We start from the raw sequence: 15352 nt of genomic DNA, 5'->3' as shown, positions 1-15352 counted from the left end.
CCCTCAGGCCTGAGCGCTGAAGCGGTAACCGGTGCCGCGGACGGTCTGGATCAGATGCTGATGGCCTGTGCCCAGCGCCTTGCGCAGGCGACGGATGTGCACGTCCACGGTGCGCTCCTCGACATAGACGTTGCCGCCCCATACCTGATCGAGCAGCTGGCTGCGCGTGTAGGCACGCTCCTGATGCGTCATGAAGAACTGCAGCAGGCGATATTCGGTCGGGCCGACATCCAGTGAGTTGCCGTGGGCGGTGACGCGGTGGCTGGCCGGGTCGAGCATCAGGCCTTCGACTTCCACCGCCTCCTCGACTCCCTTGGGAGTGGTGCGACGCAGCACGGCCTTGAGACGGGCGACCAGCTCGCGCGGCGAGAAGGGCTTGGTGATGTAGTCGTCGGCACCGGCTTCCAGGCCTTGAATCTTGTTGTCTTCCTCGCCCTTGGCGGTCAACAGGATGATCGGCAGCTCCGAGGTGGTCTCGTCACGCTTGAGACGCCGCGCGAGCTCCAGGCCACTGGTGCCCGGCATCATCCAGTCCAGCAACAGCAGATCGGGCTTTTCATCGACGACGATGGCGTGGGCGTCCCGGGCATTGTCTGCCTCCAGCACGCGGTAATCCGCCATTTCGAGGGCAACGGCGATCATCTCGCGAATCGAGGATTCATCGTCGACAATCAGTACGGTCTTGGAGCTCATCGCTAGATCCCATGCAGCAGTCGGCGCACGCGCCAGAATGACAAGTCGATGACGATTACAACCCGCTTATATGACAACGAGATGACAACTGCCAGCATGGCAGCTTGCACGCAAGCCTGCCAGCCGCCTTGGAGGCGCGGCAGGCAGGCATGAACCGTGGGCTGGGGAGCAACAGAGGGCAGGGGTCGCTTTAAATTAAATAATACTAATGTTTATGCAGGAGTCAGCTCATCGGCCAGGTCGCCAGGGCGATACCGGCGAAGATCAGCAAACCCGTCCAATGATTGTTGAGGAAGGCCTGGAAGCAGGGCGCACGCTCACGCTCCCGGATCAGACGTTGCTGCCAGACGAAGGTGACGGCGGCGGCGGCCAGCCCCAGCCAGTAGAAGATGCCCAGCGCCAGCTGCAGGCCGATGCCGATCAACACCACCAGCATGCCCAGCTGCAACAGGCCGATCATCAGCTTGTCGGCACGCCCGAACAGCACGGCGGTGGACTTGATGCCCACCTTGAGGTCGTCGTTGCGATCGACCATCGCGTAGGCGGTGTCGTAGGCCACCGTCCACATCAGGTTGGCCGCGAACAGCCACCAGCCGTAGGTCGGCACCTCCTCCAGCGTCGCGGCGAAGGCCATCGGAATCGCCCAGCCGAAGGCGGCGCCCAGCACCACCTGGGGCAGATGATGGAAGCGCTTCATGAACGGATAGCTGGCCGCCAGCAGCACGGCGACGATCGACAGCAGCACCGTGGTCAGGTTGGTGAAGCACACCAGCACGAAGGCGGCCGCGACCAGCCCCCCGAACAGCGTCAGCGCCTCGCGTTCCGAAATGCGGCCCGAGGTCAGCGGCCGGTCTCGCGTGCGCTCGACATGCTTGTCCCAATGGCGATCGGCGTAGTCGTTGATGACGCAGCCGGCGGCGCGCATCAGATAGACCCCGGCGATGAAGATCAGCAGGGTCGTGCGCTCGGGAATGCCATCTGCCGCCAGCCACAGTGCCCACAGGGTCGGCCACATCAGCAGCCAGGTGCCGATGGGGCGGTCCAGCCGTGTCAGGGCGAGGTAGTCGGCCAGTCTGGAAGGACGCGAAGCGGCGGAAGTGGATGACGCGGTCATCGGGGCTCCTGGGCGGATGGTAGTGGGCAAGGGAAGAGAGAGAAACGAGGCCAGTCGGCCGCAAGGCTCAGGCCAGCTGCAGCGCGTGCTGGAAGGCCGGTGTGAAGCCCTCCTGCACCAGCACCTTGAAGCGACCATGCGAGAACATCGAGCGGCGCATCCACAGGCTGGTGGTGCGGGCCAGCGGCCTGGGGCTCGAAAGCACCAGCGGGGCGCGGCTGACATCGATGGCGCTGCGGGTCAGGTCGGGCTGGCGAAACAGCCAATGGCCCAGCGAGCGCTCGCCCAGCGTCGAGAGGCGGTGACCGTGGGCCAGGTCCAGCGCCGCCAGCGAGCGTGCGATCACCCATGGCGTATCGCCATGACAGAGTGCCACTTCGCGCCGCCAGACATGCCGGCGTGGGCCGATGCCCAGCAGGCGCGCCTCATCCAGCCGCGCGGGGCCGGTGTCCTGCAGCAGCAGGCGCACGCGCAGGCCCTGAATGGGCTGGCCATCGCGTTCATCCTGCTGCTGCATGGCGCTGGCAAGACGCTGGGTCAGCGAGTCCGTCGAGGAGAGCCACGCCCACCAGCCGGCCGGCATGACACCCTGCAGTGCGGCAGCCGGCTGCCAATGGCGGCGCACCGCCGCCGAAGCAGCGGGCATGACGCGCGTGGGCAAAGGCCAGCGAGGCGCAGGCTGGCACAGGGACTCGGCTGACGAATGAGGCGCCTCACAGGTGGAGGTCTGTGGCGTGAGCGCTGCGTGATGAGGCTCGCCTGCTGGGCATCGGACCACGGTGAATTCCCTGTCAGGATGACGAAATGGCGAGTCTAGCATGGCCGGGCGGCAAGGCCTCCCGCTCAGGCATGCCTGCACTGCTGGCGGGCTGGTATGCTGGGCGCATTCATCGGCGTTCATGACGGACGCTGCTGGCGCTCTTTCATCAGCGCTTCCCTCGGATCGATCTCAGGAGATGGTGCCATGCGCGACCCTCGCACCCTTGTCATCATTGGTACCGGCATGGCGGGCATTGGTCTGGCGCGCGCGCTGCGTGCGCGTGACAAGGACAGCCGGCTGATACTCATCAGCCAGGACAGCGGCCACGATTACGCCAAGCCCATGCTGTCCACCGCCTTCGCCAAGAAGATGTCGGCCACCGATCTGTCGCGTCAGGCGCCGGTGGCGCTGGTGGACGAGCTGAATGCCGAGCTGCGTACCCATCAACGCGTCACTGCCATCGATGGTGATGCCCGCCAGCTATGGCTGGGCGAGGAATGTCTGGCCTATGACGAGCTGGTGCTGGCACTCGGCGCCGCGCCGCGTCGTCCCTTCCCCGTCGCCGCGGAAGTGGCCTCACGCGTGCAGAGCATCAATGACCTCGACGACTATGCGGCCTTCTGCGCGACGCTGACGAAGGCCCGCGAGCGCGGGGAAAACGGGCACGTGGTAATTGTCGGTGCCGGACTGGTCGGCTGTGAATACGCCAATGATCTGACGGCCGCCGGCCACTGCGTCACGCTGGTCGCGCCTGAGGAAACTCCGCTGGATGGGTTGCTGCCGCAAGCGCTGGGGCAGCGTCTGGGTGTGGCGCTGGATGGACTCGGTGTGACGCGTCGCCAGGGCGAGATGGTCGAGACCATCGCCGCCAGCTCAGGCGAGGAGGCCGAGCGCCAGGCCGCGCCGGTCGAGGTGCGTCTGCAGAGCGGTCGTCGCCTGACGGGCTCCGTGGTTCTGCTGGCCACCGGGCTGGCGCCGCGCATTCGTCTGGCGCAGGCCGCGGGCCTGAGCGCCGGCGGTGATGGCATCCGTGTCGACCGCCACCTGGCCACCTCACAGCCGCATATCTGGGCGCTGGGCGATTGCGCCAGTGTCGAGGGCGTCAATGCCATGTACGTTCAGCCGCTGCAGATGGCCGCGCGCACCCTGGCAGCCAACCTGTGTGGTGAGCCGAGCGTGCTCGACTGGAAGGCGTGGCCGGTGCTGGTCAAGACACCGGCCTTGCCGGTGGTGGCCTATCCGCCGCGTTCGGCCGTGGCACGCTGGGAAATCACCGGTGAAGGCGATGACCTCGAAGCGCGTGCACTGGATATGAACGAACGCTTGATTGGATATGCGTTGACAGGCGTCGCCGTTCGCAGGAAAGTCGAGCTAGCGCGGCAGGCGCCGCCGTTGCTAGGCTAGGCGATGCCATGATCGATGGTCGTAAATCCCTTGCTGCCAGCGCGGTCAGGCACGATAGTGAATGCTCCGTCAGACATGCTGCTCAGCGGGCGTCGTCTGACAGGTTGCTGCCATCGACAGGTTTGATACGGCAAAGCTTGCCGGGAGCGGATTGCGTCGCCGCCATACGCCACCGCTAGCAAGTGCAAGAACAACAATGGAAACGGCGGCTTGGCCGCCCGTGCAGAATGCCAAACCAGGAGGGCTTTTCATGCGCAAGCCAGAACTCGCTGCGGCCATCGCCGAGCGTGCGGATCTATCCAAGGACAAGGCCAGTCAGGTACTGAACGTGATTCTCGACGAGATCACTCATACCGTGGCCAAAGGCAATGACGTCTCACTGATCGGTTTCGGGTCATTCACCGTGCGCCAGCGTGCGGCGCGTACCGGCAAGAACCCTCAGACAGGCAAGCCGCTGACCATCCCGGCCAGCAAGACCGTTGCCTTCAAACCCGGCAAGTCGTTGAAGGATGCAGTGACCAAGTAACCTCGGCTCGTGCTTCAGCGCAGACCCGGGGTGGCTGTCGCCATGGCTTTCAATCGTCGTCATAAAAAGCCCTGTCGGCTGTCATGCTGATGCCACCGGTTCCGCCCTGCGGGGCCGGTGGCATTTTCATATGGCCTGCGTGACCGACGCTTCGCGATTCAAGGAATGACACCATGAAGCTCAAGATATTGCTGTGGGTGCTGGGTCTGCTGCTCAAGCGGGCCTTCAAGCGTGACCCCGAATTTCGTGCCGAGCTGGAAAAGCGTCCGCTGGACTGGGGTGTCGCGACCGAAGACATGAGCATCGCGCGTCACTACCGCATGTCCCACGCGGGCGTCACCACGGGCAGTGGCCTGCCGGTGGATACCGAGCTTGAGCTGCGCTTCGCCGATAGCGACAGTGCGGTGGCCTTTCTGCTCAAGCCTTCGCCGCGTGCCTTCCTGCAAGGTCTGATGGACCAGCGCGTGCGGCTGGTCGGCGATTCGGCCCAGCTCAACCGCTTGCAGTCATTGCTCAAGCGCATTCGCTGAATGACCCTGTGCCGTGCCTGCATGAACGAAAGACGCCCCGCTGAGAGAATCAGCGGGGCGTTGTTTTGTCACGAGCAGTTGTCGCGAGCCTTTACTTGCGAGGGGCTGTTCGAGAAGACCCTCTCAACGCCCTCGAGGCGTCACAGCAACTGCTTGAGGCCCGGAATGCCTTCGAGCACCTGATCGACCACGCCATCGCCGGCTTCTTCGCGCGCATAGCTCAGTGTCTCATCGGCCACGCCGCGCGCCTGGTCCATGTTCAGGTCCAGCCCCATCAGCTTCTGGCCCAGTTCCAGCGCACCGCCACCGCTGCCGCCGGTGAAGGCGCTGACGGCGCCCATCAGGCCGCCCATGAGGCCACCGCCACCGGACTCGGCGGCTTCCTCGCCTGCGCTGCCGATCAGGCCTTCCGCCCCCGGGATGGCGCCCAGCAGTGAAGCGGCCGGGCCATCCGGCCCCTGCTCACGCACGAACTTGAGAACCATGCCGACCGCCTGCTCGGCGATTTCCGGTGATAGCCCGAGGGAGCCAGTGACGCGTTCGATAAGAGGATGCATCGGTATTCTCCATGAAAGCCAATGAGGTCAGGAGTCTTCAGAGTGGCACGTCGCGGCGATTCGACATTCGACGCGCCCGCCAACGCTTGCATGCACCATGGCTCTCGGACACGGCAGAACGGGGTGTTATGCTAGCGATATAAATCTAAAGTCTAATGCGCTGCCCGGCGCCCTGGTCACGGAACACTTCATGACACGCTCTCTCCTGGACTCCCTCATGCACTCCCTGCGTCGTCTGTGGACGCTGGACGCCTTCAGCTATTCGCTACGCATGTTGATCGCGCTGGGTGGCGTGATGGCGGTGGGGTTCTGGCTCGACGAGATGGCGGTGGTGATTCCGCTGTTTCTGGGCGTGATCGCCTCGGGGCTGGCGGAAACCGATGATCACTGGCGCGGCCGACTGCGCGCGCTGGGCATGACGCTGGCCTGCTTCAGCATCGCCGCCGTCTCGGTGGAGCTGTTGTTCGGCATGCCGCTGCCCTTCGTGATCGGGCTGGCGCTGGCCACCTTCGCGATGCCGATGCTGGGCGCCATCGATGCCCGCTACGGCGCCATCGCGCGCGCCTCGTTGATTCTGGCCGTCTACACCATGATCAGTCTCGAGCAGCAGCATGGAGATGGTCAGATCGCGGTGCTGGAGCGCAGCCTGCCCGAATGGCTGCGTGAGCCGGGGCTGGGCATCAATCTGGTTCAGCCGTTGCTGCTGGTGATCGGGGCGTCCTGGTATGGCCTGCTCTCGGTCGTGTGGTGTGCGCTGTTCTCGCGCCAGCCGCTCAAGCACAGCATGGCGACGCTCTACCGTGAGCTGGGGCGCTACCTGATTCTCAAGGCGCAGCTGTTCGAGCCGCTGCGCAATGTCGATCAGTCCGCCCGGCGTCTGGCGCTGGCCGAGCAGAACGGTCGCGTGGTGGTGGCACTCAACCAGACCAAGGAGATGGTCTTCCGGCGCCTCGCCGGACGACGCGATACCACCAAGCTCGACCGCTACCTGCGCCTCTACTTCATCGCCCAGGACCTCCACGAGCGCGCCAGCTCCAGCCATTATCCCTACGGCCAGCTCACCGACGCCTTCTTCCATCACGACATCCTGTTCCGCTGTCAGCGCCTGCTGGAGCAGCAGGGGCGCGCCTGTCGCGGGCTCGGCAAGGCGCTGTTGATGCGCCAGCCCTTCGATGCCAGTGACAGCCAGCAGGCGCTGGAAGATCTCAACGCCTCGCTCGTCTATCTCAAGCAACAGCAGCGGCCCGAGTGGCACCATCTGATGCAGGCGCTGGAGGCACTGGCCAGCAACCTGCGCCTGATCGAAGGCCAGATCGCGCGCCTGAATGATCTCGAAGCCATCAGCAATGAAAGCGACAACAGCCTGCTGGACCGCTCGCCCCACGGCACGCGCGACATGTTCGAGCGTATCCGCAACCACCTGACGCCGCGCTCGCCGATCTTTCGCCATGCGCTGCGCCTGACCGCGACGCTGGTGGCCGGCTATGGCGTGCTGCTGGCGGTACACCCGACCCAGGGCTACTGGATTCTGCTGACCGGGCTGTTCGTGTGTCGTCCCAGCTACGGCGATACACGCCGCACGCTGGCGCAGCGGATTCTGGGCACGCTGATCGGTCTGGTCGCCGGCTGGGCGCTGATCAGTCTGTTCCCGGCGCCCACGATCCAGGCCGGGATCGCCGTGGTCGCGGGGGTGCTGTTCTTCGCCACGCGTGGCTCGCGCTATACCCTGGCCACCGCCGCCATCACGCTGATGGTGCTGGCGTGCTTCAATCAGGTCGGCGATGGCTTCGATCTCATCTGGCCGCGCCTGTTCGATACGCTGGTCGGTGGCCTGCTGGCCGGGCTGTCGGTGGTGTTGATCCTGCCGGACTGGCAGGGCCGCAAGCTCTATCGTCAGGCCGGCGTCAGCCTCAAGACCAGCGGTCGCTATCTGGGCGAGGTGCTGTCCCAGTACCGCCATGGCAAGCGCGATGATCTGGCCTACCGTCTGGCGCGGCGCAATGCCCACAACGCCGACGCGGCCTTCTCCAATCTGCTGGCCACGGCCCGCAAGGAGCCCGGCCACTTCCGTCGTGATGTCGAGCCGGGCTTCGGCTTCCTGCTCCACGCGCACACCGTGCTCGGCTATCTCTCGGCGCTGGCAGCGCATCGTGGCGAACTGGAATCGACCGCCTCGGCCAGCAGTGGCATCGAGACGCTGCTGCGCCATGGCGAGCGCCTGAGTCAGCAGCTGACGGCGTTGGGAGAGCAATTGGAGGCGGGCGGTGAGATCGCCGTCACGCTGGACAGCGAAGATGAGATCGCGGCACTGGAAGCCGAGGTCGAGCAGGTCGAATCCACCACCGGACGCCTGGCGCTGTCACAGCTGATTCTGGTGCTGCGGCTGTTGCAGCCGCTGGAAAGCGCCGGCACCCAGCTGATCAAGGCCAGCCGCGCCAGCTGATCTGTCCTGACTGATCTGTCCTGACTGACCGGTACTGAAAGACAAGTACTGACTGACCTGTACTGCAAGACAAGTGCTGTCTGAGCGACTGGCGCGGCTGGTTGGGTGATCGAGTACCTGGATGAACAGAGAAGCAGCGGACGGCGCGCTCAGACGGCGCCGTATTGCCCGGCCGCCTCGCCCAGCCAGCGGCGAATCAAGGGCTCCGCGGCCTGCGGGGCCTCGCTGAGGATGGCATCGGCCAGCGTGGTGGTCGGGGCGATCAGGTCACTGTCACGCTCGAGATCGGCGATCTTCATCCCCGCCAGCCCCGTCTGACGCGTGCCCAGCACTTCGCCGGGCCCGCGCAGCTCCAGGTCCTTCTCGGCGATCCTGAAGCCATCGGTGGTCTCGCGCATCACCGCCAGGCGCTGCTTGGAGTGCTGCGACAACGGCGGATGATAGAGCAGCACACAGAAGCTCTCGGTGCTGCCACGCCCGACACGGCCACGCAGCTGGTGCAGCTGCGACAGGCCGAGACGCTCGGGATTGTCGATCACCATCAGGCTGGCATTCGGCACATCGACCCCGACCTCGATCACCGTGGTCGCCACCAGCAGGTCATGCTCGCCGTCCTTGAACGCCGCCATCACCTCGGCCTTCTCGGCTGCCTTCATGCGGCCATGGACCAGGCCGATGGACAGCTCCGGCAGCGCCTCGGTCAGCTCGTCACGCGTCACCTCGGCGGCCTGGCAGGTCATCACCTCGGATTCCTCGATCAGCGTACACACCCAATAGGCCTGACGACCCTCGGAGCAGGCGGCGCGGATGCGCTCGACCACCTCGGGGCGGCGCGGGTCGGCCACCGCGACGGTCTGTACCGGGGTGCGTCCCGGTGGCAGCTCATCGATCACCGACAGGTCGAGATCGGCGTAGGCGCTCATCGCCAGGGTGCGCGGAATCGGCGTCGCGGTCATGATCAGCTGATGCGGTGTCAGGCCACCGGCTTCCCCCTTCGCCCGCAATGCGAGGCGCTGATGCACGCCGAAGCGGTGCTGCTCATCGACGATCGCCAGCCCCAGACGCTGGAAGGTCACGTCGGCCTGAAACAGCGCATGCGTGCCGACCACCATGCGGGCCCGGCCATCGGCGATGGCAGCCTTGGCATCCAGCCGCGCCTTGCCCTTGAGCTTGCCGGCCAGCCACGCCACCTCGATGCCCAATGGCTCCAGCCATTCGCGGAAGTTGCGATAGTGCTGCTCGGCGAGAATCTCGGTGGGCGCCATCAAGGCCGCCTGACAGCCGCCGCCGATCGCGATCAGCGCCGCCAGCGCGGCGACCACCGTCTTGCCCGAGCCCACATCGCCCTGCACCAGGCGCAGCATCGGCACTTCGCGCGCCAGGTCACGGCGCACATCTTCCAGCACGCGATGCTGGGCGCCGGTCAGCGAGAAGGGCAGCTGGGCGAGAAAGCGCGTGCTGAGGCCGCCACTGGCGCTCAGCGAGGGCGCGCCATCCTGCTGGATACGCGCGCGCACCTGACGCAGGCTCAGCTGGTGGGCGAGCAATTCTTCCTGGGCGAGACGCCGCTGACTCGGGTGCACGCCGTCGCTCATCTGGTCGACGGGCGCATCCGGCGGTGGCTCGTGCAGAAAGCGCAGGCACTCGATCACGCCGGGCAGGCGAAAGCGCGTGCGCAGCGCCTCGGGAATCAGGTCCGGCAGCTCATGGGGCGTTTCCTCGAGCTGCTTGAGCGCCTGGGCGATCAGGGCACGCAGGCGCGCCTGATTGAGGCCTTCGGTGGCCGGATAGATGGGCGTGAGGTGGTCTTCCACCGACGCGGCACCCTGGCCGAGCAGGCGGTATTCCGGATGGTAGATCTCGAGACCGGTGGCCCCGGCGCGTGCCTCGCCGAAGCAGCGCACGCTATGGCCACGCTGGAATTGCTGCTGCTGGGCGGGAGAGAAGTGGAAGAAGCGCAGGCTGAGGATGCCGCTGCCATCGCGCAGGCGCACCAGCAGACTGCGGCGACGGCCCTTGACGATGTCACAGGCCGTCACCTCGCCTTCCACCACCGCCTCCATGCCGCTCTTGAGCGTGCCGATGGGCGTGACGCGGGTCCGGTCCTGATAGCGCAGCGGCAGATGGAACAGCAGGTCTGCGACGCGCTCCAGTCCGAGGCGCGACAGCTTCTCGCTCAGCGCGGGGCCGACGCCGCTCAGGCTGTCCAGCGGTTGGGCCAGCGCGCCGGTGGCAAAGACACCGGCGCTGGCGGGCCCGGCAGATGAGGCTTCCGTGCCCGCCCTGCTCATGCCGGTTCGTGGCTCTGGGAAGCGGAGCCCTGCATGCCGTTCTCATTGCTCTGGCGCGCACGATTGGAGCACTCGGCGATCGCCTGGCTGATCACGTCGATGGCCTTGGGGCGCGGGAAGCTGGCACGCCATGCCAGCGCCACGCTGCGGCTGGGCGCCGGGTCCTTGAAGGGCCGCGTCTCGAGCACGCCGCTCTCGTAATGACCGGTACCGGTCGCCGAGTAGGGCAGCACGGTGATACCGAGGCCGGAGGCGACCATGTGGCGAATGGTTTCCAGCGAGCCGCCTTCGGCGATCAGCGTATTCTCGGGGTTGTTGATCTGATTGCCGATGGCCGGGCAGGCCTCGAGAATCTGATCACGGAAGCAGTGGCCCTCGCCGAGCATCAGCAGACGCTCGTTGATCAACTGCTCCTTGGCGATGCTGTCCTGCTCGAGCAGGGGGTGGCCGGCCGGCAGCAGGACTTCGAAGGGCTCTTCGTAGAGGATCTTGGTCAGCACGTCGGTCTCGGTGAACGGCAGCGCGACGATGATCACGTCCAGCTCGCCATTGCGCAGCTTGCGACGCAGGTCGCCGGTCATGCCTTCCTCGATGTAGAGCGGCATCTTCGGCGCACGCCGCGTCAGTTCCGGCACCAGGTGCGGGAAAAGATACGGTCCAATGGTATAGATGGCGCCGATGCGCAACGGGCTGGAGAGCTGATCCTTGCCGGAATTGGCCAGTTCCTTGATCACGCTGGACTGCTCCAGCACGCGCTGAGCCTGCTGAACGATCTTCTCGCCGAGCGGTGTGACCTGTACGGTGGACTTGGAACGCTCGAACAGTGCGACTCCCAGCTCTTCCTCAAGCTTCTTGACGGCCACCGACAGGGTGGGCTGCGAGACGAAGCAGCGCTCTGCGGCGCGTCCGAAATGACGCTCCTGGGCCAAGGTTACGATGTAGCGGAGTTCTGTTAGAGTCATGATTCCTGCCCGGAACTGGCATCCTGGGATGCGGTGGGTACCGATTCGTTTTACCAAGGAGCACGGCAAAGGTGAAGAAGACGAGTCTCATCCTCGGTTGTGGCGACGTTGGCAGCGCGCTGGCGCGCGAACTGCTCAAGGCCGGTCAGCACGTCATTGGTGTCAGGCGCGATGTGTCCAAGCTTGCGGATCTCGGCATCGAGACGCTGGCCTTGGACATCACTGCCGAAGGTGCACTGGCCAGCTTGCCAGATGCCGACACGGTGGTACATGTGCTGAGCGCCGACCGTTTCGACGAAGAGGCCTATCGCGCCGCTTACGTCGATGGCATTCGGGCGCTGGTGACGGAGCTCGAGTCGCGCGCCAAACCGCCGACCCGCGTGCTGTTCGTGTCCTCGACCTCCGTCTACGCCCAGAAGGATGGCGAGGAAGTCGACGAGCAGTCGCCCACCGATGCCACCAGCTTCTCGGGCCAGTTGATGCGCGAAGGCGAGCAGGCACTGCTCGATTCCTCGCTCAACGGCACCGTGGTGCGTTTCTCCGGCATCTACGGGCCGGGCCGCGACATGCTGATCCGCCAGGCGCGTGATGGTCGCATCGCCGCCAGCAACCCGCCACTCTACTCCAACCGCATCCACCGTGACGACTGCGCGGGCGTGCTGGCACACCTGATCGCGCTGAGCCTCGAGGGCAAGCCGGTCGAGCCGATCTATCTGGCCACCGACTGCGATGGCGCACCGCTGCACGAAGTGATGGCCTGGTTGGCGCGTCAGCTCAAGGTCGAGTCCACCGAGGTGATCCAGTCACCGCTGCGGCGGCGTTCCAGCAAGCGCTGCGGCAATGCCCTGTTGCTCGAGAGCGGCTACACCTTCCGTTACCCGACCTTCCGCGAGGGCTATGCCGAGGTGCTCAAGGAGCACGGCGTGACGGTGCCGAAGAGCGAATTGTCGGGCCGCTGATCACCGCCGCCTTCACTTATCCACATGCGGTTGCGTACTGAGTCGCCTGACCGGGTGTGGATAAGTTGCTCGCCGAGACTGGCTGACGAGCGGCCAGTTCTCGAGTGATGAAGCGGCTGGTCAAGTGCCCAGGCGAAGCGCCAACTGACAGTGCCCGCCCCGGAATCCCGGGGCGGGCACTGTCGTCTCTGCCTCAGCCACTCCTCGCGGGTGACCTGCCATCGTCAGTGAGCGGGTGCTCAGTCACCGATGACCATCACGCCTTCGGCTTCGAAGGCCACGCCCTTGGGCAGCGCCTTGACGCCGACCGCGGCACGCGCCGGGAAGGGCGCGGTGAAGAACTCTTCCATCACCGCGTTGACGCGCGCGAAGTCGTCCAGATCGGTCAGGTAGAGGTTGAGCTTGACGATGTCGCCCAGGCTGCCGGCGGCTTCTTCGCACACGGCATTCAGGTTGGTGAAGACCTGACGCGCCTGCGCCTCGATACCGCCTTCGACGACTTCCATCGTCTGCGGGTCCAGCGGAATCTGGCCGGACAGATAGACGGTGTTGCCCGCCTTGATCGCCTGGGAATACGGACCGATGGCAGCAGGGGCCTTGTCGGTGTTGATGATCGCGCGATTGCTCATGACATGCTCCTTGTGACTGCGCTCAAGCCTTGCCGGTTGCGAGTGTTGTGCGGTGGCGGCCTTCAGCAGCGGGTTACGATTGTGGTTATAGGGTCTCGCCGTCCAAGGCGAGTTCGGTCGCGGTCAAGGTCCTGCACTGCCGTTGAGCTGACGTACCGTCGAGTTGACGTGCATGGCCTTGGCCGCGACACGGGTGTTCAGAAGAACGTGTCCGATGGCCGCTCTGCGGCAGCCTTGAAAACAAAAACCGCGCCGCCCGCCAGTGGCGGACGACGCGGCCAGTACGGTAGATCAGCTGAGGACGCGGGTGATTCGCTCCACGTGCAACAGGTTGCGCATGCGCTTGATGATGCGCGCCAGATGAATGCGATCACGCACGGCCAGCGTCAGATTGACGATGGCCAGATGGGCGTCGCGTTCCTCGATGCCGATGCGCTCGATATTGGCTTCGGCATCGGTGACCAGCTCGGCCAGCTCGGCGATCAGGCCGCGCTGGGTCTGTGCCTCGATACGCAGCGCCACCGTGAAGTCGCCTTCGACCTGATCGGCCCAGGTCAGCGGGAAGACGCGTTCCGGGTCGCTGGCCAGTTCGGTGATGTTGCTGCATTCCTGACGATGGACCACCAGCCCCTTGCCGGCCGACAGATGACCCATGATCGGCTCGCCGGGCAGCGGGTGACAGCAGCGCGCATAGCTGGTGACCATGCTGTTGCCACCGCTGACCTGCATCGGGCTGTTGCCGCTGTTCTCCGCCTGGACGTTGCCGTCCTTGGCCGAGAACTTGGGCTGCTGTGCCGTGGTGCTGGTCGTGTCGCTCAGAAGGCTCTGGGCCACGCTGTAGGCGGCGCGGGTGCCGAGTCCGATGGACTCGAGCAGATCATCACGTCCGCCTTCCAGCTCCAGCTCCGCGGCCAGCGTATCGAGACGCCTGGCCGGCAATTGCTCGAGGGAAGAGTCCAGCCCGGAGAGCGCCTTGTTGAGCAGACGCTGGCCCAGGGTCACGGATTCGCTGCGCTGCTGATGCTTGAGATAATGGCGCACGGCAGAGCGCGCCTTGGCCGTGGTGACGAAGTTGAGCCACGCCAGATTGGGCTTGGCGCCCGGCGCGGTGATGACTTCGACGGTCTGGCCACTCTCCAGCGGCGAGGATAGCGGTGCCAGATGACGATCGATGCGGCAGGCGATACAGCTGTTGCCGACATCGGTGTGCACCGCATAGGCAAAATCGACCGCCGTCGCGCCGCGCGGCAATTCCATGATGTCGCCCTTGGGGGTGAACACGTAGGTATCGTCGGGGAAGAGGTCGTTCTTGACGTGCTCGATGAACTCGAGCGAGTTGCCGGCATGGCGCTGCATCTCGAGCAGACCCCGCACCCATTCGCGGGCACGCGCATGGCTGCCGGCGCCGATGGGGCGGTCGGTCTGGCCGGCCTTGTACAGCCAGTGCGCCGCGATGCCGTTGTTGGCCATCGCTTCCATCTCGCGGGTACGGATCTGTACCTCGATGGGCATGCCGTTCATGCCGAACAGTGTGGTGTGCAGGCTCTGGTAGCCGTTGGCCTTGGGGATCGCGATGTAATCCTTGAAGCGACCCGGCACCGGCTTGTAGAGATTGTGCACCACGCCGAGGATGCGATAGCAGCTGTCCACGTCATCGGTGATGATGCGGAAGCCGAACACGTCCATCAATTCATTGAAGGGCTTCTGCTGGTCACGCATCTTGCGATAGATGGACAGCAGATGCTTCTGACGGCCGATCACCGAGCCGGGCAGCTGATCGCGCTCCAGCGCGTTCTGCAGACTGGCCTGGATCTCGCGCATCAGGGTACGACGATTGCCACGCGCGGCGGTGACGGCACGCTTGATGCGTTCGGAACGCATCGGGTGCAGCGCCTGGAAGGAGAGGTCTTCCAGCTCGACGCGGATGGTGTTGATACCAAGACGGTTGGCGACGCGGGCGTAGATCTCGAGCGTCTCACGGGCGATGCGACGCTTCTTCTCGGGGCGCAGGGCGCCGAGGGTACGCATGTTGTGGAGACGGTCGGCCAGCTTGACGATGATGACGCGGATGTCCTGGGACATCGCCAGCACCATCTTCTGGAAGTTCTCGGCCTGGGCGACGGCCTTGTCCTCGAAGGTGATCTGGGTCAGCTTCGAGACGCCATCCACCAGCAGGGCGACGGGTTCGCCGAACTGGCCTGCCAGTGCCTCGAAGGTCACGCTGGTGTCTTCGATGACATCGTGCAGCATGGCGGCCATCAGGCTCTGATGGTCCATGTGCATGTTGGCGAGAATGTTCGCCACCGCCAGCGGGTGGGTCACATAGGGCTCACCGGAACGCCGGCGCTGGCCATCGTGGGCCTGCTCGGCGTAATAGAAGGCGCGCCTAACCTGACGGATCTCTTCCTCGGGAAGATAACCGCCCAGGCGGTCTGCCAGGTCATCGATCGTGAACATTCAGCGGCCTTGGCTCAGAGTGATTCC

General features: G+C 65.2%; 13 protein-coding genes. 5 read left to right on the top strand and 8 right to left on the bottom strand.

The features are described 5' to 3' along the window. Nucleotides 1–3: 3 nt before the first annotated feature. From phoB to MSG32_RS13575, 3 genes are all read right to left on the bottom strand, one after another. Complete coding sequence (gene phoB / locus MSG32_RS13585) at nt 4–693, bottom strand: phosphate regulon transcriptional regulator PhoB (RefSeq protein WP_248380245.1); 690 nt, start codon at nt 691–693, stop codon at nt 4–6. A 223-nt stretch (nt 694–916) separates the two neighbouring features. Next, entirely contained in the window at nt 917–1807 is an 891-nt protein-coding gene (gene ubiA / locus MSG32_RS13580) for a 4-hydroxybenzoate octaprenyltransferase (protein WP_175088885.1), read from the bottom strand. Between the two features lie 67 nt (nt 1808–1874). Continuing rightward, nucleotides 1875–2453 carry a chorismate lyase gene (locus MSG32_RS13575; protein ID WP_248380244.1) on the bottom strand — a complete coding sequence of 193 codons (579 nt, stop codon included), beginning with the start codon at nt 2451–2453 and terminating at the stop codon, nt 1875–1877. Between the two features lie 318 nt (nt 2454–2771). Between MSG32_RS13575 and MSG32_RS13570 the strand changes: the two genes are divergently transcribed. From MSG32_RS13570 to MSG32_RS13560, 3 genes are all read left to right on the top strand, one after another. After that, on the top strand, nt 2772–3971 hold the full coding sequence (locus MSG32_RS13570; RefSeq protein ID WP_248380243.1) for an FAD-dependent oxidoreductase: 1200 nt from the start codon (nt 2772–2774) through the stop codon (nt 3969–3971). 250 nt (nt 3972–4221) lie between these two features. Beyond that, nucleotides 4222–4497 carry an HU family DNA-binding protein gene (locus tag MSG32_RS13565; RefSeq protein ID WP_024952843.1) on the top strand — a complete coding sequence of 92 codons (276 nt, stop codon included), beginning with the start codon at nt 4222–4224 and terminating at the stop codon, nt 4495–4497. Nucleotides 4498–4670: 173 nt separating this feature from the next. Beyond that, nucleotides 4671–5027 carry a hypothetical protein gene (locus MSG32_RS13560; protein ID WP_054556348.1) on the top strand — a complete coding sequence of 119 codons (357 nt, stop codon included), beginning with the start codon at nt 4671–4673 and terminating at the stop codon, nt 5025–5027. Between the two features lie 140 nt (nt 5028–5167). Here MSG32_RS13560 and MSG32_RS13555 read toward each other — a convergent pair whose 3' ends face one another. Then, complete coding sequence (locus tag MSG32_RS13555) at nt 5168–5584, bottom strand: DUF2780 domain-containing protein (protein ID WP_054556347.1); 417 nt, start codon at nt 5582–5584, stop codon at nt 5168–5170. Nucleotides 5585–5774: 190 nt separating this feature from the next. Between MSG32_RS13555 and yccS the strand changes: the two genes are divergently transcribed. Further along, nucleotides 5775–8027 (top strand): YccS family putative transporter, encoded by a 2253-nt coding sequence (yccS, locus tag MSG32_RS13550; protein ID WP_248380242.1) that lies wholly within the window; start codon nt 5775–5777, stop codon nt 8025–8027. Nucleotides 8028–8176: 149 nt separating this feature from the next. Here yccS and recG read toward each other — a convergent pair whose 3' ends face one another. Next, nucleotides 8177–10318 carry an ATP-dependent DNA helicase RecG gene (gene recG / locus MSG32_RS13545; RefSeq protein WP_248380241.1) on the bottom strand — a complete coding sequence of 714 codons (2142 nt, stop codon included), beginning with the start codon at nt 10316–10318 and terminating at the stop codon, nt 8177–8179. Then, nucleotides 10315–11280 (bottom strand): hydrogen peroxide-inducible genes activator, encoded by a 966-nt coding sequence (locus MSG32_RS13540; protein ID WP_052384315.1) that lies wholly within the window; start codon nt 11278–11280, stop codon nt 10315–10317. Before MSG32_RS13540 ends, recG begins: the two co-directional genes overlap by 4 nt. 71 nt (nt 11281–11351) lie before the next feature. Between MSG32_RS13540 and MSG32_RS13535 the strand changes: the two genes are divergently transcribed. Beyond that, nucleotides 11352–12239 (top strand): SDR family oxidoreductase, encoded by an 888-nt coding sequence (locus MSG32_RS13535; protein WP_043331750.1) that lies wholly within the window; start codon nt 11352–11354, stop codon nt 12237–12239. A 239-nt stretch (nt 12240–12478) separates the two neighbouring features. Here the strand turns inward: MSG32_RS13535 and MSG32_RS13530 are convergent, their stop codons facing one another. Both MSG32_RS13530 and MSG32_RS13525 read right to left on the bottom strand, forming a co-directional pair. Next, nucleotides 12479–12868, bottom strand: a complete 390-nt coding sequence (locus tag MSG32_RS13530; protein ID WP_043331752.1) for a RidA family protein — start codon at nt 12866–12868, stop codon at nt 12479–12481. Between the two features lie 291 nt (nt 12869–13159). Further along, nucleotides 13160–15325: a bifunctional (p)ppGpp synthetase/guanosine-3',5'-bis(diphosphate) 3'-pyrophosphohydrolase gene (locus tag MSG32_RS13525; protein ID WP_248380240.1), complete on the bottom strand. Its 2166-nt coding sequence runs from the start codon at nt 15323–15325 to the stop codon at nt 13160–13162. Nucleotides 15326–15352: the final 27 nt, after the last annotated feature.

It is taken from the genome of Cobetia sp. 1CM21F (assembly GCF_023161745.1).
Classification (GTDB): domain Bacteria; phylum Pseudomonadota; class Gammaproteobacteria; order Pseudomonadales; family Halomonadaceae; genus Cobetia; species Cobetia amphilecti.
This window is presented reverse-complemented; position numbering and strand designations above follow the sequence as displayed.